This is a genomic window from Streptomyces sp. NPDC002574 (assembly GCF_042889545.1).
Classification (GTDB): Bacteria; Actinomycetota; Actinomycetes; order Streptomycetales; family Streptomycetaceae; genus Actinacidiphila.
Map to the genome: position 1 here is coordinate 56,386 of NZ_JBIARB010000006.1, position 25,322 is coordinate 81,707.

Here is a 25,322-nt window from a genome sequence, read left to right on the forward strand (position 1 = left end):
GACCACGTCGACAATGAGGATGACGCCTACCAACCCAGCACCGCGAGCACCGACCGGCGAGTCACCAACACCCCGGCAACGTTCGTGGCCAACGCACCAGGAGGCGGGTCACCAGCCGGGGTAGCGGTCCCACCAGTGCGCGTCCCTGTGCGTGCGGGCGAGCTGCGTGACGAGGTCGCGGGCCAGGGTGTCCAGGACCCAGGCCAGTTCGTGGCGGCTGACCAGGCCGACCGGCAGCGCCTCCGCGCCGTGGGCCGCGCCGAGCAGCGCACCCGCCACGCACGCGACCGAGTCGCCGTCCGGTGCCCCGGCGGCGAAGCGCAGTGCGTCGGCCACCTGCTCCCGTGCCGGGAAGGAGGCGGCGACGTACACGCCGCCCAGCAGCGCCGAGGGCGCGGTGGCGTCCGGGGCGAGCTTCGCGAGCCGCTTGGCGTCGGAGGGGTGGTCGACGGCCTGCTGAAGTGCCGCGTCGAGCCGGTCGAGCTCCTTGGCGGCCGGGCCGCGGTCTGCGGCACGAAGGGCCTTGAGGCCGTCCCGCAGGGCCTGTTGCACCCGCGTGCTCGTCAGGCAGTGGCCGGCCAGTACCGCCGCGTGGGCCGCCGCGGAGTGCGCGGCCGGGTCGCCGTGGGTGAGGGCGGCGATCTCGCGGGCCCACAGGGCTGCCCGCTCGGGGCCTTCCGCCGCGCCGAGCACCGCGAGGGGGAGGGTGCGAGTCAGCGCGTGGCAGCCGCGGCTGGTCGTCGTCGGCCGCTCCGCCGTGCCCTGCTCGATCCTGGCCAGGGCGGCCACGGTCGCCGGTGCCGAGCCGCGCCGTTCGGCCAGGACGGGTACCTCCGCGAGCCAGCCGTCGGGCCACATCTCTGCGCCCGAGCCCCAGCGCTTGGCCTCCAGACCTTGCAGCGCGGCCCACCGGCAGTACGCGTGCCACACCACCGACGGCGGGTGGCAGATGCCCTTCTCGGCGCCGCGTACGAGGGCGCGGATCGCGCCCTCGGCGGTGAAGCACGCCAGCTGGGTGCTGACCCCCGCCCGCAGCGAGCCCTCGGCCGGCAGCTTGTCCCCGGCGCGGCCCACCGTGTCGCCCACCGCCAGGCCGAGCATCAGCCCGCGCACCCGGGACACGGAAGCCTTCTCGTCCAGGAACCCCCGGGCCCCCCCGTCCCTGTCGAGCCCCAGGTCGAGCTCCTCCTGCTCGGCGGCGCCGTTGGCTCCGTCGATCCCGCGCTCGACCTGGCCATCGACAGCGGCCGCCCGCGCCGTCAGTTCGTGGACCGCGTCCTGGAGTTCGGGGTGGGCGTGCAGGTGCCAGCCGCCGGTGAGCGTGCGGCGCAGGTCCCGCAGCGCGCTCTCCGCGTCGAGGCCCTGGGACAGGTGGCTGTAGACCGCCGCGACGGCCGGGGTGCGGCTCTGCCCGGCGAAGCAGTGCAGCAGGACGCGCTTGCCCTCCTGACGCAGCCGCAGCACCTGGCGGGCGGCCTGGTCGACGACGTAGTGGAGGTTGGCGTTGTCCCCCTGGCTGTCGACCAGCCAGACCCGGACGTGCTCGATCTCGGTGCCGGGCAGCAGCGGTGCCGTGCCGACGCGGCACAGCGAGACCACGGCGTCGACGGCGACCGGCTCGGTGCCCTGGACCAGGGCCAGGTTGCCCAGGATCACCCCGGGGTCGTGCGGGTGCGGTATCGCGAAGCTGCTGTGGCCACCGGGCGGCATGACCGGCGACGAGGGCCAGCCGAGCTTGTCGTCCCTCCCGCCCCGGGCAGTGAGCACCGCCAGCCGGACCAGGTCGGGCGCGGTGAGGTCCGGCCAGCCCTTGACGGCCAGTTGCCATTCCAGCGGGATGCCGGAGCAGCCCCAGCGCGCGCCGAGCAGGGCGCCCGCGATCGCCGCGACCGTGTCGGTGTCCGTACCGGCCCGGACCGCCGCCTCCAGCGCCAGCTGGAAGTGCTGGGCGGGGAAGCGGCCCTCGGCCAGGTTCAGTTCGGGCACGGCGGTGCGGGTGATGGCCGACCAGGCGGCCTGGAGGGCGTGGACGACCCAGCCGTTGTTGGGGAAGTGGTGCGGCGGGTCGGCCTCCGCCTCGTCCAGCCGCTTCGCCCACGTCTGCCGGCGTTCGGCGGGCAGCAGGTCCAGGCCCTCTCGCACACCGTCGAAGGTGCCGTGCAGCACTGCCGTGCGGATGCCGGAGCACCACAGGACGCAGGCGTCGGCGCAGTCGGGGTCCGGGTGGGTGAGTGCGCTGACGGCGACGGCGGCCTCGGCCATCGCGGTGGCGTCGCCGAGGTGGGCGAGGGCGACGATCCCGGTCCGCATCAGCGAACCGTTCCCCGCGCTGCGGGCGTTGCCGGCGGTGTACTCCCGGGCGGCCTCCCGCATCGCCGTGCCCGCCGACCCCGGCGCCCGGGCGGCGGTGCTCAGGATCAGGCTGGTCTGGTTGCCGACGTCGCTGGCGCCTTCGCTCAGCCAGCCCTGGAAGTGGGAAGCGATCGCGTCGAGGGCCTCGGGGCCGCGCAGATCCGCTCCGGTCGCCGCCACCTGGGCGATGCAGACCTGCATCTGGGTGTCGTCGGAGTACTCGCCGGGCCGGTACGGTCCCAGGCCGCCGCCGACCATCCGCGGCTGCTGGGTCTCGCTCAGCGTGGCCTTGAACTCGTACGGCACGCCCAGCGCATCGCCCACGGCCGCGCCGAGCAGCACCCCGGCGGCCCGGTCGGAGGCCCGTGCGTCCAGGCGGGGATTCGGTACGGGGGCGTGGGCCACGGGTGTCCTCCACGTGTTCCGGCAGGTCGCGTCACCGACGTGATGTCCCGTCAGCCTCGCACGTCCATCACTTATCGTCAATAGGACGTTATCTCCCTTCCCGTGGGTCGCGTGCGGAAGTGGTGACGCGCCCTCACCAGCGGAGCATTCCGCTGGTTGTTTACCTCTGCTTTAACTGCGTTCATTTACGCCGCCCAGGATCCGCCATGGGCATGTCGTGACTCTCTCTCGACATGCCCTTGACCTTGTACCGATCGGGAGGGGCAGTACGTGAAGCGGCCAACACAGTGGCGCAGACGGCCAAGTGGCGGACCCGGGGGATCAGGCGGGCGGCGGCTGCTCGGCGCGGCGCTGGCCGCGCTGCTGCTCGTGAGCGGCAACCTGACCGCGGCCTACGCCGCCGAGACCGGGCCGTCGCAGCGGAGCACGTCGGCCGACACCACGAGCCTGCCGACCCTCACGCCCGGCGACGGCGCGTACCTGGAGGGCACCGAGACGGTCGTGGCCACACCCACCGCCGCCGGTGACTCCATCCGGCGGATCACGGTCGACGGCAAGGGGATCGACGCCGAGTCGACCCTCGGGGTCTCCCGGCTCAGCTTCGACGTCGGGACGAACTCGACGGAGGCCCGCTACCACAACTACGTGCTGGTCAACGGCGACTACCGGATCGACATCGGCGACCTCGTCAACGAGCGGGGCACCATCGAGATCCCGAACCAGCGCCTGCGCAAGGGCGAGAACACGATCGAGTTCTTCGCCGGCACCGTCGACAGCTCGTGCGGCACCAACTACGACGACTTCGTGCTCTCCGACATCGGCCTCGACCTGCTCGGCGAGGTCGCCGACGGCGAGGAGAACGAGTACACCTACTCCTTCGGTGACGGCAGTTGCGGCAGCAACACCACGCTGCTGACGAAGGCCGCGCTGAGCTTCTTCGTGCTGGGCGACCCGCAGGGCACCACCGGCATGCGCGCCGACCTGGACACCACGAAGCTGTCCAACGGCGAGCACGTCGTCGGTGCGCGGACGGTCTCCGGCGAGTCCGTCAAGACCACGGTGACGGTCAACAACGCCCCGGCGGGCGCTCCCAAGCTGCTGCCCAAGGACGGCACGCTCGTCAAGGGGCGCCAGCCCGTGTTCGCGAACTTCCCCGCGGGCGCCGAGGGCGACACCGCGACGCTGACCGTGGACGGCAAGGTGCCCGCCACCGACGCGAACCTCGGCAACGGCGCGGCCACCTTCTCCTTCGACGTCGGGTCGAACTCGATCGACGACAAGTACGACAACTACCTGCTCGTCAACGGCAAGCGCATCGACCTGGGCGGCACCTGGGTGAGCCAGCGGGTCGACATCGCGATCCCGGCGCGCTTCCTGGTGCCCGGCGACAACACGATCACCGTCGTCACCAGCCCGTACAAGGAGGCCTGCGGCAACAACCGCGACGACTTCGACATCTCGCGGCTCGCGCTCGCCCTCGACGGCGGCACCGTCACCGGCCACGGCATCGCCGACTCCTACGCCATGGGCGACGGCAGCTGCGGCAACACCACCACCCGCCTGCGCGAGGCCGAGCTGCACTGGACGATCGACGCCCCGGCCGTGCACGCCACGCCGACCCTCGGCTCCGGGAACGCCACCCTCGGCTTCACCGTGGGCACCAACTCCATCGAGGCCCGCTACCAGAACCAGGTCCTGGTCAACGGTCAGCAGCACGTGCTCGACGGCGACTTCGTCAGTCAGCGGGTGAACCTCGCGCTGCCCAACGAGTGGCTGGTCCCGGGCTGGAACACGGTCGACTTCGTCACCGGCACCTTCCCGACGTCCTGCGGCGACAACCACGACGACTTCGCGATCTCCGACATCACCCTCACCCCGGCGAACGGCACCGCCGCCGGTCGCATGCTCAAGGGCTCGTACAGCCTCGGTGACGGCAACTGCGGCGACAACGTCAACCCGCTGACCGAGATCGACCTGGAGTTCTTCGTCGACGGCCCCGCCCAGGGCCTGCGCGCCGACCTCGACACCGCGCGGATCGCCGACGGCACGCACACGCTGGCCGCCACGTCGAAGACCGGCAAGGCCGCGACCCGCGTCCTGGTCACCGACAACTCCGCGCCCGAGGTGGCCTCCAGCGTCCCCGCCGCCGGGCAGAAGCTGACCGCCTCGGTCGTGCTCGACGTCCGCGTGGAGGACCTGTCCGCCGTCGTGACCGGCCCGGTCGTCACGCTGGACGGCAAGCCGGTCCGGGTCGGCGCCCTCGTGGGCCCCGGTCTGTCCGCCGGTGAGCACACGCTGGCGGTGTCCGCCACCGACGGCCTCGGCAACAGCGCGAGCCGCGAGGTGAGGTTCAGCTCCGCCGGCATCCCCGACGTCCCCACCGAGCTCTCCCCGAAGTCCGGTACGACCGACGCGGGCGGCAGCGTCCAGCTGTCGGCGAAGGTGGGCGAGCCCGACGGCGGCGAGGTGAGCGCCACGTTCTCCGAGACCGAGATCGTCACGCCCGACCACGTCTACCAGGGCACGGCCGCCGCCGTTCCCACCACCCTCAAGGTCGAGGGCGAGCAGAAGCTGAAGGCCACCGGCATCGAGCCCGCCGACGGCCGCACGATCGACGCGCCGGCCGCCGACGCCGTCAGCTACCAGCGGTTCGACGTCAAGGTGAAGAACCTCGTCGACGCGCCGGTGCTGCGCTGGGAGGGGACCATCGACCCCGAGCGGCTCGCCGCGCTGCGCGTGTGGAACTCCGCGACGGAGAAGTGGGACGTCCTGACCAGCGCCCGCGGCGCCGTCAAGGGCGACACCGTCCTGACCGCCACCGTCGACCGCCGCTACGTCGACGGGACCAAGGTCCACGCCATGGTGACCGGTGAGGACCCGTTCGCCGACGACATCGACGCCGGTGACCCCAACAGGTTCGCCGACCCCGACGCGTACGACTTCTCGATCGTCCACTACACCGACACGCAGTACCTCTCCGAGGGGGCGGTCGAGCAGGAGACGCCCGAGGAGCGGGCGGTGTGGGAGAAGGCGTACGGCGACGTCTCCCGCTGGATCGTCGACAACAAGGACAAGCGCAAGATCGCCTACGTCGCCCACACCGGCGACCTCATCGAGAACAACATCCGCAAGCCCGCCGACGAGGCCACCCAGCGCCAGGTCACCGGTGAGCTGGAGGTGTCCTCGAAGCAGCAGAGGATCCTGGACGACGCCGGCGTGCCCAACGGCGTCATCGCGGGCAACCACGACAACCAGTCGGGCACCGAGAACGGCCCGGGCGCCATCTACAACCGGTACTACGGCCCCGACCGCTACCAGGCCCTGTCCAAGGGCTGGGAGCACGCCGAGTACGGCGGCCCGTGGCGCGACGGCGACAACCAGAACCACTACGACCTGTTCTCCGCCGGCGGCCTCGACTTCGTCGTGGTCGGCCTGTCCTACGGGGTGACGCGCGAGGAGGCCGAATGGGCCGACTCGGTCTTCAAGCGCTTCCCCGACCGCAACGGCATCCTGCTCTCGCACGACTACCTCGCGCCGAGCAGCAACCCCAACGGACGCGGCGCCCCGTTCTCCGCGCCCGACGGCTCGATGCTGTACAAGACGGTGGTCCAGGACAACCCGAACGTGTTCCTGATCCTCGCCGGTCACGAGCACGGCGTGGGCACCAACGTGAAGCCGCGGGTCGGCGAGGTCGCGCACGACGTCGTCGAGCTGCTGGCGGACTACCAGTTCTACACGGTGTCCGCCGACCGGCTCGGGCTCACCGAGATCGGCGGCTACCAGCCCGACGACCAGCTGCAGTTCGGCGCGAGCTTCTTCCGGATGCTCCAGTTCGACGTCAAGCGCTCCCAGTTGACCGTCGACACCTACTCGCCGCTGCTCGACGAGTTCGGTGCCACCGAGTACGACACCAACCACCGGTACGACGGCACCGAGGACAACATGGTGCTGCCGATCGACCTCAGCAGCCGCAAGACGACCTTCAGGACCGACTCGCTGGCGCTCTACACACCCGTGAGCGTCATCGGCGAGGCCAAAGCCGCCTCCGGCCAGGTCGCCTCGGTGACCTGGCGGGACCTGGAGCCGGACACGACCCACGCGTGGCTCGTGACGGCGCGCTCCACCGGCGGCGGGGTCACCTCCTCCGAGCCGAGCGTCCTGGTGACCAAGGACGCGCGGGGCCGGGCGGGTTCCTGGGGACCGGAGGAGTCCGCGTACCCCTGGTTCGCCTCGTCCGGCACCCGGCGGTGACCTTCTGACCGGCCGCTGACACCGCGCCCGCCGTCCCGGACCCCACCGGTCCGGGACGGCGGGCGCGCCACCGTCCGTCCCGCTCGACCACGAGAACCGAGATCCCCATGCGTTCCGCCGCCTCGCGCCCGCCCACCGCACTGCTCACCCTCCTCGCGGCGCTCCTGACCGTGCTCGCCGCCGGACTCGCGAGCGCCTCCCCGGCCGCCGCGCACGACGCGACCACGACCGCGTACGTCGACGTGACCGGCACCGGAACCCGCGTCCAGGCGGAACTCGACCTCGAGTACGACCTGCTCATGAAGTCGGCCTGGCTCTACGCCGAGGCCTACGGCGCGAAGGACCGCGCCGAGCAGCTGCGCCAGCTGAAGACCAACGCCAAGGCCGTGAACGCGTACGTCAGCGGGCGCTTCGCGCTCGGCCACGACGGCACCGCCTGCACCCCCCGCCCGGCCGGGGACGCCGCCGTCCACACCCGCGGCACCCGCCCGTTCGCCGTCCTCACCCTGGCCTACGACTGCCCGGCGGGAGCGAGCGGCCCCTGGACGATCTCCAGCGCCCTGTTCCCGGACGCCGAGAGCTTTGTGCACAGCACGGAGACGATCGTCCACTACGACATCGACGGACAGCGCGGCTCCCAGGTGCTGACGGCCGCCGAGCCGACCCTGACGACCGGCGGACCCCACCGATCCCGCCACCAGATCGGCGAGTTCTTCCTGCTCGGCATGGAACACCTGCTGTTCGGCCTGGACCACATCCTCTTCCTGCTCTCGCTGCTCATCGGCGCCCGCGGCCTGCGCGACGTGCTCCTGGCGGCGACCGCCTTCACGGCCGCCCACAGCGTCACCTTCCTGCTGGCCGCCATGGGCGTGGTGACCGTGCCCGCGGCCGTGGTGGAACCGGTCATCGCGGCCTCCATCGCCGTCATGGCGTGCGCCGGCATCCTGCTCCGCGACCGGGAGGGCGCCGGGCGCTGGCGGCTGCCGGTCGTCTTCCTCTTCGGCCTGGTCCACGGCCTGGGCTTCGCGGGGGCGCTCGGCATCGACGAGAGCTGGTCGTGGGAGCTGCTGCTGTCGCTGCTGAGCTTCAACGTCGGGATCGAGGCCGTGCAGTTGGGCATCATCGTGGTCGTGTTCCCGCTGCTGGTGCTGCTCCGCAGGGCCCCCGCGCACCGCTGGGTGCTGCCCGCGATGACCGCGCCTATCGTGATCGTCAGCCTCTACTGGTTCTGGGACCGGGTGACCGCCGTCCCGTCGTGAGCGCCCGACGGGCGGCGGGGCCGGGGGCCGTCGCGACCTGAACGACGTCTGCGCTTCATGTGGATCACGGACGGCGCATACGTGTTGATCATCCACCGGCCGGAAGTTATTGGCATGTCCATCACTTCACTGGGCCGTCGCACGCCCATCGCGTCCGTGATCGCCCTCGCCGCGTCCCTCACCGTGTCCTTCGCCGTCCTCGCCCCCGCGACACCGGCGTTCGCCGCGTCCAACGCCGTTCCGACGTACGAAGTGAAGATCAACCTCACCACCGCCGCGCTCGACGCCTCGCACAGCCCGACGGCGGCCGTGAAGGCGGCCTTCGGCATCTCCGGCTCCGCCAAGGCGCGTTCGTACGAGTACTTCGACACCGACGCGCAGGCCCTCGACGCCCAGGGCTGGAGCGTCCGGCTCCGCCACAAGTCCGGGTCCTCGTTCGAGGAGAGCTACAAGAAGCGCTACGCGGTGACCAACGGCGACATCACCGCCGCCCTGAACCAGGCGAACGCGCAGGGCTTCGACAGCAGCGACACCAACTACGACGCCGAGGTGGACTGGGGCTACGCCAAGCAGACCCTCAGTTTCACCAACGAGAAGTCCCACAGTGCGAGCGGCTCCTCCGGGACCGCCATGCCGTCGAGCGGCACCGGCCGCGGCTGGCTGGTCGACGAGATCCCCGGCAAGCTCGACGACTGGTCCCGCGACAACTGGGGCGGCGACACCCTCTCCGCCTCCCGCGCCCACGGCCCGGTGACCGCCCAGGTCTGGTCGGGCGCCTGGGAGGCGTCGGACGACGCGAGCATCGAGGTGCTGCCCGTCAAGAACGCCGCCGGGACCGGCACCGAGTACGTGATCGAGCTGTCGTTCAAGGCCGACACCTACGCCGACGCCTCCCGGCTGCACACCGACGCCATCGCGGCCGCCGACCGGAACGGCTGGCTGTACCACGGCGACATCCTCAAGACGGACCTGATCCTCGACCGCTACTGAGGGAACCGGGCCGCGGACGGCCGCCGGCGAGGTACGGGCGGCCGTCCGTGGGAGTGCCGTGAGGCATCAGCGGCGCCCGAAGATCCCCTTGCTGGAACCGAGGCGCAGGAAGACCGTCTCCCCGGTCGCGTCGGCCACGGCGTCGTTGTCCGTGACGGCGTAGACCTCGCCGTCACCGCCCACCGCCAGGCCTTCGAGCTTCTCCTGCGTCCAGCCCTTGGCCGCGCGCAGGTCGGGCAGCACGTCGTGGGCGAGCCGCTTGGGCAGCACCGGCAACGCACCCGCCGGGGCTGCGGACTCGGGCAGGTCGACCGTGTAGATCCGCTTGATCGCCGCGGCCGGGCCGTTGAGCTTGTCCCGCTCGATGAGGGCGAGCTTGTCGCCGACCACGGTGATCTCGGACAGGCCGATCCAGTCGCCGGGAGCCGTGGTGGTGCCGATCCGGTAGCCGAACCAGCTCCAGGTGCCGGCCCGCACGTCGTAGCGGCCGATCCGGACGACGCCCGCCGGGTCGCCCTTGACCTCGCGCTGCAGGGTGGCCCACACGACCTCGTGGCCGTGGTGGTCCGTGGTGGCCGTGACGCCCTCGAAGCCCTGCTTGGCCAGGCCCGTGGCGACGTCCGCCGGCAGCGCGACGACCTGCCGGGTCACGCCGTCGCGGTCGAGGCGCACCAGCTTGTTGCCGTCGCCGGTCGCGCCCTCGACGGCGAGCCAGAAGCCGCCCTGCGGACGGGCGAAGATGCCTTCCGCGTCGTAGCCGGCCGGCTTGCCGCCGGCATCCTTGACGGTGAGCGCCCGCTTGACGACCGCGGGACGGCACGAGGTGTCGATGGTCAGGATCCGGGTGACGGAGTACGCCGCGTCGGTCACCGAGTACAGCTCGTGCGACCGGCCGGGGACGGCCGACAGCGCGCCGAGCGCGCCCCAGCCGATCGGCGCGCCCGTGGCGTCCGGGGCGGACACGATGCCCGGGAACGACGGCGTGCCCTTGCCCAGCTGGAACAGGCTCACCGAGGACCGCACGTTGACCGAGGCGTCGTCCTCCTCGCTGGAGACCGCGAGCAGGTCGCGCGACGGGATCGGCAGCAGCCCCTCGGGGCCGTTGGTGGTGGCCAGCACCTGGCGGAAGACCGGGGCGGTGGGCCGGGTCAGGTCGTAGACGGCGACGAAGTTGCTGCGCTCGGAGCCCACGAAGGCGTACCGCACACCGTGGAAGGTGGCGACGACCACGCCCTCCGGCTCGGTGCCCTTCTTGCCCGCGCGGTCCTCGTTGTGCAGGCCGTGGCGGACGGCGATCCGCTCGAAGGTGTTGCCCGCGTCCCAGGCGACCTTGCCGGTGCGGCTGTCGAAGATCGACCAGCCCCGTGTGCCGCCCTTCCAGTCGCCCTCGTTGGCGGTCGCCAGGTAGCGGTCGTCGATCCAGTTGACCGCGTCGGGCTCGCGCGGCACGCCGGTGATCGAGCCGGTCTGGTCGATCACACCGTCCTTGACGGTGTCGATGCCGTGGACGGTGGCCGTGCCCGCGCTGAAGGCCTTGGTGATGCGGCCGGCCGGCAGGTCGATCAGGACGATGCCGTTGTTCTCCTGGAGGGTCACCGCGAGCTGGTCGCGGCCGTTGACGGTGACGTACTCCGGCTCCGGGTCCGTGGGCTCCGCGATCCCGGCGCCGGTGAGCACGGGCAGCGCCGTGCCGTCGGCGCGGGTCAGCGGGACGGCCCGGGTGCGCCAGTGCTGCGGCGAGCCGCCCTTGAGGTCGACGATCTGCACGAAGCCGGCCGGGGCCTGGGGCAGGTCGCCCTCCTCGCCGCCGGGCGGGGTCGCCTCCTCGTCGCGCTCGTTCTCGATCGCGATGGCCGCGTACCGCTTGTCCTTGGTGACGGTGATCGAGTCCGGCTGGCCGCCGAGGTCGAAACTGCTCACCCGCTCGCGGGCGCGCAGCGATATGACGTCGAGCCGGCCGGAGGGGTGGGCGTGGTCGGCGCTGGTGTTGACCACGACCAGGACGTACTGGCCGACGACGGCCACCGAGGTCGGCTCGTCCTCGGCGTTGCCGAGCTCGGCCAGCGACAGCGTGCCGAGCCCGCGCGGGCTGTCGGGCCTGCTGATGTCCAGGAAGCCGATCCGCTTGGCCAGCGCGTCGGTGTAGACGAGGGTCCGGCCGTCCTCGCTGACCGCCGAGATCTCGGCGACGGTCGCGGTGGCCGGGTCCTCACCGGCCGGGCGGTTCTGGAACACCGGGAAGGTGGCGGTGCGCTGGAAGGCCAGGGGCTGGTGCGAGGTCTGGTGCGCGTCCGCCTGACCTGCGGCAGCCAGCGTGCCGGCGGCGACGGCCAGGGTCGCGAGCACGGCGTGGGTTCTCTTCGGTGGCATCGTCTCTCCGTAACGCTGCGGGCAGAGAACGTAGATGCTCACAGGTGTGGGCAATCGGCAGGTAAACATATGGCAAAGGCGGGCGCGGTGGTCGGGCCGTTCCCGAGCCGCCCGCCGACGCGGAATGACCGACCGCCGCAGCGGTACGGATCGTTCGACATGCCGTCAACTGGACTCACACGTAGAAACATGCACCTTTGTTGCGCAGTACGGGGGCGGCCTTCCCGGCCCGGACCGCGTCCGGGCCGGGGCCGCCGGTCAGGACGCGGTGGGGGTCGCCGCCCGTTCCCGCGGGGTGTCGTCGAGGAAGCCGCCCGACTGGTGCTGCCACAGCTTCGCGTAGGCGCCGTCCGAGGCGAGCAGGTCCTGGTGGGTGCCCTGCTCGACGATGCGCCCGTGGTCGAGGACGACCAGCCGGTCCATCGTGGCGACCGTGCTCAGGCGGTGTGCCACCACCAGCGCGGTGCGACCCTCCATGAGCCGCCACAGCGCCTCCTGGACCAGGACCTCGCTCTCGGAGTCCAGGGCGCTGGTCGCCTCGTCGAGCAGCAGGATCGGCGCGTCCCGCAGGATCGCCCTGGCGAGGGCGACCCGCTGGCGCTGCCCGCCGGAGAGCTTGATGCCGCGCTCGCCCACCATGGTGTCGAAGCCCTCCGGCAGCGCGTCGGCGAACTCCGTGACGTGCGCCGCCTCGGCCGCGCGGCGGATCTCGGCCTCGGTGGCCTCCGGCCGGGCGAACGCGATGTTGTCCCGCAGCGTGCGGTGGAACATCGCGGGGTCCTGCGGCACGTAGGCGATCAGGCTGCGCAGATCGGCCTGGCGCAGGCCGCTGATGTCCTGACCGCCGACCAGGATGCGGCCGGAGTCGATGTCCTTCATCCGCAGCAGGAGCCGGGTCATCGTGCTCTTGCCGCCGCCGGAGCGGCCGACCAGGCCGATCTTCTCCCCGCCGGGCACCGACAGGTCGAGGCCCTCGAAGAGCGGCTCCGCGCCCGCGTGGGCGAAGGTCACCTGCTCGAAGCGGACCTCGGCCGACCGGCGCGACCCGCCCCGCAGCGGCTCCGGGGACTCCGGGTCGAGCACCGTCGCCGGGGTCATCAGCAGTTCGGTGAACTGCGCCGCCTCCGTCATCGAGCTCTCCAGGCGGCGGTAGATCTGGTTGAACTCGAACATGATCCTGGTGGCGTTGCTGTAGTAGGTGAAGGCGACCACGATCGCCTCCACGTCGTGCGCGCCGGTGTGCCCTTGGCTGCCGAGGGTGATCGCCAGCAGCAGGCCCAGGCCGTTGGTCAGCACGGACAGCGGCGCGACCAGCGTGTCGATGCGCAGATTGCCGTAGTCCCACGACTTCAGGGTGAGCCGCCGCGACTCCGCGACGCGGCGCCGGTGCTCGGCCGCCTCGCGCTCCTCGGCGGCGAACGCCCGCACCGTGTCCATGTTGGCCAGGCTGTCGGCGACGTGGCCCGACACCCGGGCCAACGCGGCCTCGCGCTGGTTGACGAGCCCCTGGCGGCGCCGGATCAGCGGGGCCACGCACAGCGCCGTCAGCACGATCATCGTCACGAGCCCGACGACGAGCAGCGGTTCGTAGCGCCACAGCACCACCGAGCCGAACAGCAGCGGCACGAGAGTGCCGATGATCTGGAAGGTGACCGTGTCGATGACCTCCTCGAACCGGGAGGCGAAACTCAGCACCCGTTTGGTCAGCGACCCCGCGAAGTTGTCGTGGAAGAACGCCGCGTCCTTGGCGAACAACTCGTCCATTCCGACGACGTACAAGTGCTCGATACCGAGAGCGTCGAGGCGGTTCAGGCAGTGCAGGCCGAGCCGCCACAGGGCCTCGGCGACCAGCAGCACGCCGGCGAAGCCGAGGACGTAGGGCAGGGCCGCCGCATAGCCGATGGCGCTGCCGCCGGCGACGCGGCCGACGAGCTTGGCGACGATCAGCGGCGCCAGATAGTTGATGCAGATGTTGCCCAGCGCCGGCAGGAGCATCGCGGGCGCCGTCCAACGCCGCAGCCGGGACAGTTCCCTTCCGTAGTGGCGAAGCGCGAGGACGACCGAGCCCTTGCCCGGCGTACCCGCGTGTTCCTCAGACAGTCCCATCACAACCCCGTGTTGTCGTACGGCGGCCCGCCACGTGCGGATTCACGGGCCGTGCGGCGCCCCGGCCCGGTTCGGGCGCGCGCCTCGACAGCGAGAGGCGCGGGGGAGGGGAGTGTCCCGCGCCGGAATCCCCGGAGTCCAAGGATTTTCCCCGAATGGCGTACTTTTGGCCGCCTTCGCAGCGGCCGCGGGTGGCCCTGCCGGGAACCTCATCCGCCCTGCTGGACGGGGTGCGGCGGACGCCGGCGGGACAGCACGGTATCCACCGCACGGTGGAGGAGCAGGCCCACGGCGGCACCGACCACGTACCAGAACAGATCGGGTGCGTTGAAGGTCGAACCGAGCACGAGGCGGGCGAGCGTGCTCCGCGCGGAGAGCTCCGCCGGCACATCGCTGAGCTGGAGGAACTCGACCGCCCAACTGAGCGCCAGCGCGCTTCCGGCGGCCGCGCGGGACGACACTCGTGGGGCCACCAGGACGACGAGCGCCACCAGCAGGAGGGTGTACAGCGCGTCCCCGCCGTACTTGGCCGCGTTCCCCGCCGCCACGGCCCTCAGCCCCAGGCCCGCGGCGACGGTCGCCACCGCGGCCCCGGCCGCCACCAGGCGGGTGCCCGTCAGGGCGTCGGTGCGGGCGTCGTTCACGTCCGGGGCGTCCAGTCGCTCGCGAGCAGGCCGAGGACGGCCTCGTCCATGTACCTGCCGTACACCCAGGCGGAGCGCCGCAGGGTGCCCTCGCGCACGAACCCGGCAGCGGTCGCGGCCGCGATCATCGGGGCGTTGTCCGTGAGGGTCTCGATCTGGAGGCGTTGCAGCCCGCGAACGGTGAACCCGTACGCGCACAACGTGTGCAGGACATCGGTGCTGAAGCCGCGGCCGCGGAACGCCGGACGCAGGGAGATCCCGATGTGGGCCGTCCTGTTGTGCAGGTCGATGCCCCAGAGCAGCGCCTCGCCCGCCAATTCCCGCGACTCCAGCTCCACCACGGAGAACAGGGCTGCCTCGTCCGACGGATCGGCCACCGCGTAGGGCGACCGCGCCGAACCCGGCGGGACGGGCCGCCATGGGCGGGAGTCGGCGCGCGCCCGCGTGGCCACGTCGTCGTACAGCTCGGACTGGAGGATCTGGACGTCGCTCTCCTGCCGGGCGCGCAGCCCGGTCTTCTCGCCATGCATCACGGGAGCATTGCTATACGAGGGGAAGCGGGTGATCAAGCGCCTTCCCCCGTGCCCGCCCGCGAACGGACGGCTACCGCACACAGCAAAGGCAAGGAGGTCGCGCGCTCCTTGCCACTCTCAACGTATAGCGCACGGGGGGCCTTGCGGCAAGGCCCGGGTCGTGGCGCAGAATCTGCGTCCGACCGCGGAATCCGCCGAATGCGCGGAATGCGCGGAATGCTGAAGAGTGCGTGCTCCGGGGGGATTTCATGAACAGCGGCATCGACAGCATCGATGACATCGACGTGATCGTCGCCGGCGGCGGGCCGACCGGCCTGATGCTGGCGGCGGAATTGCGGCTGCACGGCGTGCACGTGGTCGTGCTGGAGAAGGAGCCGGAGCCGGCCGGATTCGTCCGCGCGCTCGGCCTGCACGTGCGCAGCATCGAAGTGCTGGACCAGCGCGGACTGCTGGAGCGGTTCCTCCCGCTCGGGAAGCAGTACGCGGCCGGCGGTCTCTTCGCCGGCTTCGACATGCCCTGGCCCGACCGGCTGGACACCGCTCATCCCTACGTCCTCGGCATTTCGCAGCCCACCACCGACCGCCTGCTGGCCGAGCGCGCGGCCGAACTCGGCGCCGAGATCCGCCGCGGCCGCGAACTGGTCGGACTGAGTCAGGACGACCAGGGGGTGACCGCCGAACTGGCCGACGGCAGGCGCCTGCGCTCGCGCTGGCTCGTCGGCTGCGACGGCGGGCGCAGTACGGTGCGCAGACTGCTCGGCGTCGGCTTCCCCGGCGAACCCACCAGGGTGGAGACACTGCTGGGCGAGATGGAGGTGACCGCGCCGCCCGAGGAGGTGGCCGCGGTGGTGGCCGAAGTCCGCAGGACCCAGAAGCGGTTCGGGGTCGGGCCCTTCGGGGGCGGGGTGTACCGCGTCGTCGTGCCCGCGGCCGGGGTCGCCGGGGACCGCTCGGTCCCGCCGACCCTCGAGGAGGTCAAGCAGCAGTTGCGGGCGGTCGCCGGCACCGACTTCGGCGTGCACTCGCCGCGCCGGCTGTCCCGTTTCGGCGACGCCACGCGGCAGGCCGAGCGCTACCGCACCGGCCGGGTGCTGCTGGCCGGCGACGCGGCGCACATCCACCCGCCGACCGGCGGGCAGGGACTCAACCTCGGGATCCAGGACGCGTTCAACCTCGGCTGGAAACTGGCCGCCGAGGTCAACGGCTGGGCGCCGGACGGGCTGCTGGACAGCTATCACACCGAACGGCACCCGGTGGCCGCCGACGTCCTGGAGAACACCCGCGCGCAGATGGAGCTGATGAACACCGGGCCCGGCCCCCGCTCCGTGCGCCGACTGCTGTCGGAACTGGTGCGCTTCGAGGACGTGAACCGGCACCTGATCGAGAAGATCACCGCCATCGGGATCCGCTACGACGTCGGCGAGGGCCACCGACTGCTCGGGCGGCGGCTGCGGGACGTGCCGCTGAAGCAGGGGCGCCTCTACGCGCTGATGCACGGCGGCCGCGGGCTGCTGCTCGACCGAACGGGCCGGCTGTCGGTGGCCGGCTGGGCGGATCGCGTCGACCACGTGGTCGACGCAGTCGACGCGGGCGACGCCGGCGAGGAACTGGACGTGCCCGCCGTGCTGCTGCGGCCGGACGGCCATGTGGTGTGGGCCGGCGAGGACCAGGCGGACCTGCTCGGACGGCTGCCCCGGTGGTTCGGCGCCGCGGCCTGAGCACGCGGCGGGCTCACCAGCGCCCGGGCCCGAGCCCGCCCGCACGCCCGAGCCCGCCCGCACGCCCGCACCGGCCCGCGGAACCCCCGCGCCCGGTCCGCCAAGATTCGCCGCCCCGTCAGCGAACTGCCACCGGCTATTCCTCCGGACCGCATCTCATGGCTCCGGCGGATATTCATGCGCCATGCATGCACATATGACGGGACATACATGACCAGAATGACAGGACGGGCCCGTACGGCGGCCGCGTCCGTTGCGGCGACCATCACCATGAGCGTGATGGTCCTGGGCGCCGGTCTCACCCAGGCCGACGCCGTCGAGCGGGTCCGGCTGGCGGAGGACGTGACCGTCGCGCCGGGCATCACGTACCAGTCCTTCTCCGTGACCGCCTCGCACGGCAAGGTCACCGGCCACGTGATCACCGCCGACCTGAGCGACAGCCATGTCTCGGTCGGCATGCTGAGCCCCGGCAAGGTCTCCGCCCGTACGAAGCTCTCCCAACTGGTCGCGGCACAGGGCGCGGTGGCCGGCGTCAACGCCGACTTCTTCAACATCGACGAGACGCAGCACCCCGGCGTCGCGGCCACGAACTCCGCGGTGGGCCCGGCCATCGACAACGGTGTGGCGCTCAAGTCCGCCGTGCCGAACGGCCAGCGCTTCGGGCCGGGCCTGTCGCCCGGCACGTCCACCCGTGACGTCATCGGCGTCGACTACAAGAACGTGGCCCACCTGGACTCGCTGACCCTCGACGGCTCCATCAAGGGGCACCGGGACAAGGAGCTCGGCCTCGACGGGTTCAACCAGTACGCGATCCCCGTCGGCGGCATCGGCGCCTTCACCTCCCAGTGGGGCGACATCTCGCGCAAGCGCGCCACCTGCGGCACCGACACCGTGCGCGGCGCCGCCTGCAGCACGGACGTCTACGAGGTGACCGTGCGCAACAACCGCGTGGTGTCCGGCTCGTCCACCATCGGGGCCGGCGCCATCGACGCCGACTCCGTGGTCCTGGTCGGCCGCGAGGCCGGCGCGGCGGAGCTGCGCTCGCTGGAGATCGGCGAGCACATCCGGGTCTCCGAGGACCTGGACTCCGCCGAGGGCAACCGGCTGAGGTTCGCGGTCGGCGGCAACCCGGTACTGCGCGACGGCAAGCCGATCGCGGGCCTGGACAACAAGGCCGTGGCGACCCGCACCGGCGCGGCCTTCGGTGACGGCGGCCGGCTGCTCTACCTGCTGGTGCTGGACGGCACCGCGGAGAGCGGCGCGGGCCTGACCGTCGCCGAACTCGCGGGCGTCTTCCAGAGCGTGGGCGCCGACAACGGTGTCAACCTGGACGGCGGCGGCTCCTCCACGCTGGTGACGCGTGACGCGGTGACCGGCCTGCCCGTGGTGCGCAACCACCCGACCGGTGGCGCCGAGCGGCCGGTCCCGGAGGGCATCGGGCTCTTCTCCCACGCCTGACCGGTCGGCCGGGGCGGCGGCGTCGAGGCCGCCGCCCGGGCCGGTGCCGGAGCGTGCCGGGTCAGTCCTCCAGGCGGACGGGCATCAGGAGCGAGAAGGTGTCCTCGGTGTCGGTCCTGCGGACCGCCAGTGGGGCGGTAGGAGCGCCGAACTCCAGGATCAGCCGGTCGCGGGCCCCGGCGGTCAGCGCGTGCAGCAGGAAGGCGCGGTTGACGGCGACGTCACCCGTGTCGTCGTCGCCTTCGCCCTCGCCCCCGCAGACCCCCACCCCGCCGTCGTCCGTCATCTTGAGCACGACGATGTCGAAGGACACGCCGTCCTGTTCGCGCACCTCACCGGCGCGGACGGGACCGGCCTCCACCGCCGCCCGGAACGCCGGGACGTCGACCAGGGCGCGCCGCCCGGCCGGGAGGCGGACGAGGCGACGGTAGTCGGGGAAGTCGTGATCGACACGCCGGCCGGCCGCCTGGCGGTCCCCCGCCTCCAGCGCCACGCGGTCACCGTCGACGGTGAGCCGGACGGACCCGCCGTCACTCAGCAGCGCGCGCATGGCGTCGGCGAGCGGGGACGGCACGACGACCTGCGTACGGGGTCCGGCGTGCCCGGTGGCGCCTGCCCGGGCGACCGCCATCCGGTACCGGTCGGTGGCCACGACATGCAGCGCCTCGTCCTCGATGTCGAACAGGACACCACCGAGCGCGGGCAGTTCCGGGTCGGTGCCGGCGGCGAAGCGGACCGCGTCCAAGGCGGCGGCCAGCTCGGGCGCGGGCAGGTCCAGCCGGGCGGTGGCGGGCGTGCTGGTCGAGGTCATGGGGTTCTCCCTGTGTTCGAGAAGGGCTCGGACCGTGGAGAGCTCGATGCGGGCATCGGACAGCGTCAGTTCGAGACGGCGCAGATGCGCCTCGAGCAACTGCCGCACCAGGCCGGTGTCCGGGCCGGACCAGCCGGCCAGCACCAGCCGGATGTCCGCGAGCGGCATCCCCGCCCTGCGCAGCCGGGCCAGCAGCCGGGCCTCCTCCAGCTGCTCGGCGTCGTACCAGCGGTAGCCGCTCACGGGATCCACCCAGGCCGGCACCAGCACGCCGGCCCGGTCGTAGAACCGCAGGGCGCTCACGCCCAGCCCGCTGTCCCGGGCCATCTCGCCGATACTGCGCATCTCGCTCTCCACACCCGCAACCCTGGGCCCTGCACCAAGTCGAGGGTCAAGCCCGGCCGGCCGGCTCGCCTGCGAGCGGCATGAGGCAGGGGAGCCGGTGGGGCAGGCCACGTCGCGGCGGGGCCCATTCACAGCAAATTCACCGGGGGAGTCTACCCGCGTAGTTGCGAGGTGTGTTGTCATGAACGCGCTGAAACGCGAGTGCCTTCTCGTCCCACGACACCACCCTGCCCGTCGGACCCGCCCCCCTGGAAGGACACATGCCCGCAGCCATCACTTCCGAGCGCGGACCCGGTGCCGGTGCCGGTACGCGCACCCGTCGCCCGCGCGCCGCGGCGGCGGTCCTCCTCGCCGCCCTGCTGTCCGCGCTGCTCTCCCCGTCCGGTGCCGCCGCCGCGCAGACCGCAGCGCAGGCCGCCGCCCCGGACCGCGCGGTCCCGACGCCCATGACGCATCCGGAGGACGACCACGCCGGATCCGGGCTGCGGCGACTCGGCCCCGCAGGACGCGAAGCCGTGACGCCCGCCGCGGCGGCCGCCACCGGCCCCGCCGGGCTCGACGTGAGTTCCCACCAGGGCGCGGTGGACTGGGCGGCCGTCAAGCGCAACGGCGCCGCCTTCGCCTACGTCAAGGCCACCGAGGGGACGACGTACACCAGCCCCGACTACCCCCAGCAGTACAACGGCGCCTACAACGCCGGACTGATCCGCGGCGCCTACCACTTCGCGCTCCCGAACAACTCCAGCGGTGTCGCGCAGGCCGACTGGTTCACCAGCCACGGCGGCGGCTGGTCCACCGACGGCAGGACCCTGCCGCCCGCGCTGGACATCGAGTACAACCCGTACGGGAGCAGCTGCTACGGCCTGAGCCAGAGCGCGATGGTCTCCTGGATCCGAGCCTTCAGCAACGAGGTCAGGGCCAGGACCGGGCGCTACCCGGCGATCTACACGACCACCGACTGGTGGACCACCTGCACCGGCAACAACAGCGGCTTCGGCGCCACCAACCCCCTGTGGATCGCCCGGTACGCGGGCAGCCCGGGCGCGCTGCCCGCCGGCTGGTCCGCCCAGACGATCTGGCAGTACGCCGACTCCGGCGTCTTCCCCGGCGACCAGGACACCTTCAACGGCAGCCTCGCCGGCCTCCAGGCCTTCGCCCGGGGCGACGGCTACACCCCGCCGCCGGCCTCCGGCTGGCCCACCGTCCGGCAGGGCTCCACCGGCGAACGCGTCAGGACCGTGCAGTACCTGCTGACCGCGCACGGTGCCTCGCTCGCCGTGGACGGTGACTTCGGGCCCGGTACGGACAGCGCGGTGCGCTCGTTCCAGTCCGCGCACGGCCTCGCCGTGGACGGCGTCGTCGGCCCCGGCACCTGGCAGGCGCTGGTCGTCACCGTCCGGCAGGGCTCCACCGGCCCCGCGGTCACCGCGGCGCAGAGCCAGCTCAAGGCGCACGGTGCCTCGCTCGCCGTGGACGGTGACTTCGGGCCCGGTACGGACAGTGCGGTGCGCTCGTTCCAGTCGGCCCACGGCCTCGCCGTGGACGGCGTCGTCGGATCCAACACCTGGCAGGCACTGGTCGCCTGACGTGCCCCCGCCCCCCGAATCGAGGAGAGAACGCTCATGAACACCGCAGAAGACGCGGGCCGCGGCCTGGACCGGCGCAGTCTGCTCCGCGGCGCGGCAGGCCTGACCGCCGCGGCCGGCATGGCCGCGGCCCTCAACCTGGGATCGGCGTCCCGCGCCTCGGCGTACGGATGGTCGCGCACCCTTCAGCAGGGCGTGACCGGCGCCGACGTCACCGAGCTGCAGATCCGCGTCGGCGGCTGGGCCTCGGCCGGCGCCGCGCAGACCTACGTCGCGTGGGACGGCGACTTCGGCCCGGGCACGGCGGCCGCGGTCAAGCGCTTCCAGTCCGCCTACGGCCTGTCCGCGGACGGCGTCGTCGGCCCGCAGACCCAGAGCGTGCTCAACAGCCTGGAGAGCGCCGACGGTTCGACCGCGCACTTCGAATGGACCGAGTTCCACTCCAACGACGGCACGGGCTTCGGCGGCGGCAAGGTGGGCGCCACCCAGGTGAAGGAGAACGTGCGCCGGCTCATGTACAAGCTGGAGGCGCTGCGCAAGAAGGCCGGCAACAGCGCGATCACCGTCAACTCCGGATTCCGCAGCGTCGCCCACAACGCCTCGGTGGGCGGCGCCTCCAACAGCATGCACGTCTACGGTGTCGCCTCGGACATCGTGGTCTCCGGCCACTCCACCCTCCAGGTCTACCGGATCGCCGAGACCTGCGGCTTCTCCGGCCTGGAGGCCTACACGCACTCCTGGCAGCACGTGGACAGCCGCGTCCAGTACCCCTCCTACGGCTCCGGCTCCTGGTGGTGGGAGAGCGGTACCGTCTGATCCGCCCCATCCGGTGGTGGGGACCTCCCCGTGGACGAACGACCTGCAGGTTCTCCACGGGGAGTCGGAGGGCCGTTCACTTCGCGGCCACAACTCCGCCAGGGGGGAGGATGACGATCGTGATCGTTCCTGCCCCCGTCCCCACCCCAGGAGGATCCTTCATGCTGCGCCGGACCCTGTCAGCACTCGCGGTCGTCACCGCGCTCACCGCCGTCACCACCACCGGGATCGGCCAGGCGTCGGCCGCCGAGGGCAGAGGGCCGCGGGTGCTGGACGTCATGACGTTCAACATCCACCACGCCCAGGGCACCGACGGCGTGCTCGACGTCCAGCGGATCGCGGACGTCGTCCGCGAGAGCGGCGCCGACGTGGTCGGGCTCCAGGAGGTCGACAACCACTACTCCGGGCGCAGCGACTGGGCCGACCAGGCGGCGGACCTGGCGGCGCTGCTGGGCTACCACGTGGTGTTCGGGGCCAACATCGACAACGAGCCGCCCACCCCCGGCGGGCACCGGATCCAGTACGGCACCGCGATCCTGTCCCGCTACGCGATCACGGAGTCGGACAACACCTGGCTGTACAAGTCGCCCGGACAGGAGCAGCGCGGGCTGCTGCACGCCACGCTCGACGTCCGCGGCAAGGCCGTGCACTTCTACTGCACCCACCTGGCGGCCAGTTCGCAGACCGACCGGCTGCAGCAGACCCCGCAGATCGTCGACAGGATCGGCGCCACCCAGCCGGCGATCCTCGTGGGCGACTTCAACGCCGTCCCGACCGCGCCGGAGTCCCAGCCGCTGCAGAGCAGCTACACCGACGCCTGGGCGAAGTCCCTGCACCCGCGCGGCGACGGGGCGACCTACCCCGCGGAGGCCCCGACCGAGCGGATCGACGACATCTACACCACGGCGAAGGTGAAGCCGCTCCTCACGCGCGTCGTGCACGTGGACGAGACGGCGTCGGACCACCTCCCGCTGGTCAGCAAGGTCGTCGTCGCCCCCTGATCAGGCGCCGGGCCCCAGCCGGTCGAGGACCGAGCGGAGCTGGTCGCGGTCGAGCTCGTACACCGTCTCGCCCGCCCGCGGGTCGCGTGCGTGGAGCACGTGGAACATCGGGGCGTACGGACCACCGAGGTCGACCAGGGTCGCCGAGGCCCCGCGAACGGCCCGCTCGGTCCCCGGCGGGGCCGTCAGGTCGACGCGGCTGAGGACGCCCGCGGTCACCCACACCGGGACGGACGCGAGGTGGCCGAGGATCTGGAGATGGAAGTGGCCGCAGAGGACGAGCCGCACGTCCGTGCCGCGCAGGGCGTCCGCCAGCTCGGCCGCGTCCTGCAGGCCAAGGGTCTTCTGGACCTCGACGTCGAGGGTGACCGGCGGGTGGTGGAGGACCACCACCGACCCGTGGGGCGCGGGCGCGGCCAGCACCTCCCGGAGCCAGTCGAGCTGGCGGGCGCCGACCCGTCCGTAGACCTTGCCCGGGACGAGTGAGTCGAGCGTGATGAAGCGGTGGCCGTCGATCGTGCTCGCGGCCGCCCGCTCGCCCTCCGGGGAGTCGACGACCGTCGTCGCCGTGTCGCCGCCGTCGAGGCCGACATGGCCGCTGCCCAGCACCTTGGCGAAGGCGCCGCGCTCGTCGTGGTTGCCGGTGCAGAAGACCACCGGCGCCCCCTTGCGCGAGGCGAACCCCCGCACCATGTCGCGCGCCACGGTGTACGCCTCCGGTGAGCCGTCGTCGGCGACGTCCCCGCTGACGACGACGGCGCCGATGCCGGGCACCGCTTCCAGGTCGGTGAGCATCCTGCGCAGCGACTCCCTGGCGTTGATGCCGCGGGCGTTCGGCGCGTCGTCGGGCCCGATGTGGATGTCGGACAGGTGAAGGATCCGCATCCCGGTCACGGTACAGAGGGCCTGACGCGACGTCATCACCCTGACGGCCGGGCGGACGGCGCGCGGCAGCGCCGCACGGCGCCCTCTTGACCTGTCAAGCAGTTAGGGTGAGGGCGTGTCGCCCCGAGAGCAGTCACCCCGGTCATCGCAGTCACCCCAGTCGTCCCCGTCGCCCCGGTCGCCCGAGTCACCGCAACCACTGCAGCCCCTCAGTGCGCGCGAGGAAGCCTTCGTGCGCGAGCTGAGCCGGGTGATGCTGGTGCTGCCCCGCGTGGTCGACAACGACCTGGTGCGCGAGGCGGGCCTGCCGCTCTCCGAGTACACCTCGTTGATGCACCTGTCCGAGGCCCCCGACGCGCAGTTGCGGATGAGCGACCTTGCGGACGCCTGCAACCTCTCCCTCAGCGGTGTGACCCGTGTCGTCATCCGGCTCGAGAAGCAGGGCTGGGTCCAGCGGGTCAAGTGCGCCGAGGACGGGCGCGGGTGGAACGCCGTGCTGACCGATGCCGGGCTCGCCCGCCTGGAGCGGGCCTGGCCGACGTTCCTGGCCACCGTGCGGCAGAACCTCGTCGACCACTTCGAGGGCCAGGACCTCGCCTCGCTCACGTCGGCGCTCCGGAAGGTCGCCGGCGGCGACCCGGCGGACCAGGGCTGATCCCCTCCCTTTCCCTTCCCCGGTCCAGGCGTCACCACCTTGACAGGTGATGTCGCCGTCGGCCATGCTCGTCACCAGTCAGACCGGTGATCAGAACTCCTCACGGAAAGATGGACGACGATGGACCTGAAGCTCGAAGTGCTCGTCCTGCCCGTCTCCGACGTCGACCGCTCCAAGCGCTTCTACGAGGAGGGCATGGGCTTCCGGCTGGACGTCGACTACGCCGACGACAAGGGCTTCCGGGTCGTGCACCTGACGCCGCCCGGATCTCAGTGCTCCGTCCTCTTCGGCGACGACGTGACCACCGCGGCCCCGGGCTCGGCCCAGGGCCTGCACATCGTCGTCACCGACGTCGAGAAGGCGCGGAGCGAGCTCGTCGGGCGCGGCGTCGACGTCAGCGAGGTATTCCACGACGCGGGCGGCGTCTTCCACCACGCCGGTGACAAGGACCGGGTCACCGGCCCGCACCCCGAGCGCGCGAGCTACGGGTCCTTCGCCTCGTTCAGCGACCCGGACGGCAACGAGTGGGTCCTCCAGGAAGTGACCACCCGCCTCCCCGGCCGCTGAGCGACGCCTTCGCGAACCGGGACCGGTACGTCCCGCACCTACGGCGTCGTCGTCATCGGCGCCGACCCGGTCGACGAGAACGTCGCGGACAGGACCCGTGCCGCGGGTCCGGGCACCGTGGCAGCGGGCACCCGCCCGGTCCCGGCGGCCCGGCGGGCAGAATGCGACCGTGCGTCTCCCCGCCGAAGCCGTCGCCGCCACCGCCCTGATCGAGGTCGTGCGGATCTCCGGCCTCCCCACCGCGCCGGGCGCCCCCTACCCGGGCGGGACGGCCGCCCTCTGGACCGGGAACGGGGCTGCCGACGCCCTGACCCTGATCGGGACCCTGCCCGGCAGTCAGCAGCACCGCTGCGGCTTCTCACCGGGCTGGGGCATCCGCGCGTACGACGCCTCCCTCGAACCGGCGCTGTTCGAGGCGGCGTTCTGCTTCACCTGCCACGAGGTCCGCATGCACGGCCCGGCGGTGCCGCGCGCCCTGGCCCAGCAGTTCTTCGACCCGGACACCGTGGAGGGGCGGGCACTTCTGGCCCGCTTCCGTGCGCAGGTGCCGGGCCCGCCGGCCGGGTGAGC

The 25,322-nt window shown here is 72.2% G+C and carries 18 protein-coding genes; 11 read left to right on the forward strand and 7 right to left on the reverse strand.

Annotated features, from left to right (window positions below):
• Positions 1-108: 108 nt before the first annotated feature.
• Complete coding sequence (locus ACFYXS_RS15410; RefSeq protein WP_389248086.1) at positions 109-2,757, reverse strand: ADP-ribosylglycohydrolase family protein; 2,649 nt, start codon at positions 2,755-2,757, stop codon at positions 109-111.
• Between the two features lie 270 nt (positions 2,758-3,027).
• Between ACFYXS_RS15410 and ACFYXS_RS15415 the strand changes: the two genes are divergently transcribed.
• From ACFYXS_RS15415 to ACFYXS_RS15425, 3 genes are all read left to right on the forward strand, one after another.
• Complete coding sequence (locus ACFYXS_RS15415; RefSeq protein ID WP_389248088.1) at positions 3,028-7,008, forward strand: metallophosphoesterase; 3,981 nt, start codon at positions 3,028-3,030, stop codon at positions 7,006-7,008.
• 107 nt (positions 7,009-7,115) lie between these two features.
• Positions 7,116-8,267 (forward strand): HupE/UreJ family protein, encoded by a 1,152-nt coding sequence (locus ACFYXS_RS15420; protein ID WP_389248090.1) that lies wholly within the window; start codon positions 7,116-7,118, stop codon positions 8,265-8,267.
• 114 nt (positions 8,268-8,381) lie between these two features.
• Entirely contained in the window at positions 8,382-9,257 is an 876-nt protein-coding gene (locus tag ACFYXS_RS15425; RefSeq protein ID WP_389248092.1) for a hypothetical protein, read from the forward strand.
• A gap of 66 nt (positions 9,258-9,323) precedes the next feature.
• Here ACFYXS_RS15425 and ACFYXS_RS15430 read toward each other — a convergent pair whose 3' ends face one another.
• The 4 genes from ACFYXS_RS15430 to ACFYXS_RS15445 all read right to left on the reverse strand — a co-directional run bounded on the left by ACFYXS_RS15430 (position 9,324) and on the right by ACFYXS_RS15445 (position 14,907).
• Positions 9,324-11,627, reverse strand: a complete 2,304-nt coding sequence (locus ACFYXS_RS15430; protein WP_389248094.1) for an esterase-like activity of phytase family protein — start codon at positions 11,625-11,627, stop codon at positions 9,324-9,326.
• 258 nt (positions 11,628-11,885) lie between these two features.
• The gene (locus ACFYXS_RS15435) at positions 11,886-13,733 is read right to left on the reverse strand and encodes an ABC transporter ATP-binding protein (RefSeq protein ID WP_389248097.1); all 1,848 of its coding nucleotides are present in this window, start codon (positions 13,731-13,733) and stop codon (positions 11,886-11,888) included.
• A gap of 209 nt (positions 13,734-13,942) precedes the next feature.
• On the reverse strand, positions 13,943-14,377 hold the full coding sequence (locus tag ACFYXS_RS15440; RefSeq protein ID WP_389248099.1) for a DUF2809 domain-containing protein: 435 nt from the start codon (positions 14,375-14,377) through the stop codon (positions 13,943-13,945).
• Entirely contained in the window at positions 14,374-14,907 is a 534-nt protein-coding gene (locus tag ACFYXS_RS15445; protein ID WP_389248102.1) for a GNAT family N-acetyltransferase, read from the reverse strand. Before ACFYXS_RS15445 ends, ACFYXS_RS15440 begins: the two co-directional genes overlap by 4 nt.
• A gap of 251 nt (positions 14,908-15,158) precedes the next feature.
• On the opposite strand from ACFYXS_RS15445, the gene rox reads away from it, so the two are divergent.
• Together rox and ACFYXS_RS15455 are read left to right on the forward strand one after the other, a co-directional pair.
• Positions 15,159-16,628 (forward strand): rifampin monooxygenase, encoded by a 1,470-nt coding sequence (gene rox, locus ACFYXS_RS15450; RefSeq protein ID WP_389248104.1) that lies wholly within the window; start codon positions 15,159-15,161, stop codon positions 16,626-16,628.
• Positions 16,629-16,838: 210 nt separating this feature from the next.
• On the forward strand, positions 16,839-18,086 hold the full coding sequence (locus ACFYXS_RS15455; RefSeq protein ID WP_389248106.1) for a phosphodiester glycosidase family protein: 1,248 nt from the start codon (positions 16,839-16,841) through the stop codon (positions 18,084-18,086).
• Between the two features lie 61 nt (positions 18,087-18,147).
• Here ACFYXS_RS15455 and ACFYXS_RS15460 read toward each other — a convergent pair whose 3' ends face one another.
• Entirely contained in the window at positions 18,148-19,242 is a 1,095-nt protein-coding gene (locus ACFYXS_RS15460; protein WP_389248108.1) for a MerR family transcriptional regulator, read from the reverse strand.
• A gap of 260 nt (positions 19,243-19,502) precedes the next feature.
• Between ACFYXS_RS15460 and ACFYXS_RS15465 the strand changes: the two genes are divergently transcribed.
• The 3 genes from ACFYXS_RS15465 to ACFYXS_RS15475 all read left to right on the forward strand — a co-directional run bounded on the left by ACFYXS_RS15465 (position 19,503) and on the right by ACFYXS_RS15475 (position 22,645).
• Entirely contained in the window at positions 19,503-20,828 is a 1,326-nt protein-coding gene (locus ACFYXS_RS15465; RefSeq protein WP_389248110.1) for a GH25 family lysozyme, read from the forward strand.
• Positions 20,829-20,864: 36 nt separating this feature from the next.
• Positions 20,865-21,644 carry a D-Ala-D-Ala carboxypeptidase family metallohydrolase gene (locus ACFYXS_RS15470; protein WP_389248112.1) on the forward strand — a complete coding sequence of 260 codons (780 nt, stop codon included), beginning with the start codon at positions 20,865-20,867 and terminating at the stop codon, positions 21,642-21,644.
• Between the two features lie 161 nt (positions 21,645-21,805).
• Positions 21,806-22,645: an endonuclease/exonuclease/phosphatase family protein gene (locus tag ACFYXS_RS15475; RefSeq protein ID WP_389248114.1), complete on the forward strand. Its 840-nt coding sequence runs from the start codon at positions 21,806-21,808 to the stop codon at positions 22,643-22,645.
• Here ACFYXS_RS15475 and ACFYXS_RS15480 read toward each other — a convergent pair whose 3' ends face one another.
• A complete protein-coding gene (locus ACFYXS_RS15480; RefSeq protein ID WP_389248116.1) occupies positions 22,646-23,530 on the reverse strand; it encodes a metallophosphoesterase family protein in 885 nt (294 codons plus the stop codon).
• Between the two features lie 232 nt (positions 23,531-23,762).
• Between ACFYXS_RS15480 and ACFYXS_RS15485 the strand changes: the two genes are divergently transcribed.
• The 3 genes from ACFYXS_RS15485 to ACFYXS_RS15495 all read left to right on the forward strand — a co-directional run bounded on the left by ACFYXS_RS15485 (position 23,763) and on the right by ACFYXS_RS15495 (position 25,320).
• On the forward strand, positions 23,763-24,185 hold the full coding sequence (locus ACFYXS_RS15485; protein ID WP_389248118.1) for a MarR family winged helix-turn-helix transcriptional regulator: 423 nt from the start codon (positions 23,763-23,765) through the stop codon (positions 24,183-24,185).
• 120 nt (positions 24,186-24,305) lie between these two features.
• Positions 24,306-24,752 carry a VOC family protein gene (locus tag ACFYXS_RS15490; protein ID WP_389248120.1) on the forward strand — a complete coding sequence of 149 codons (447 nt, stop codon included), beginning with the start codon at positions 24,306-24,308 and terminating at the stop codon, positions 24,750-24,752.
• Between the two features lie 169 nt (positions 24,753-24,921).
• Positions 24,922-25,320, forward strand: a complete 399-nt coding sequence (locus ACFYXS_RS15495; RefSeq protein WP_389248122.1) for a hypothetical protein — start codon at positions 24,922-24,924, stop codon at positions 25,318-25,320.
• Positions 25,321-25,322: the final 2 nt, after the last annotated feature.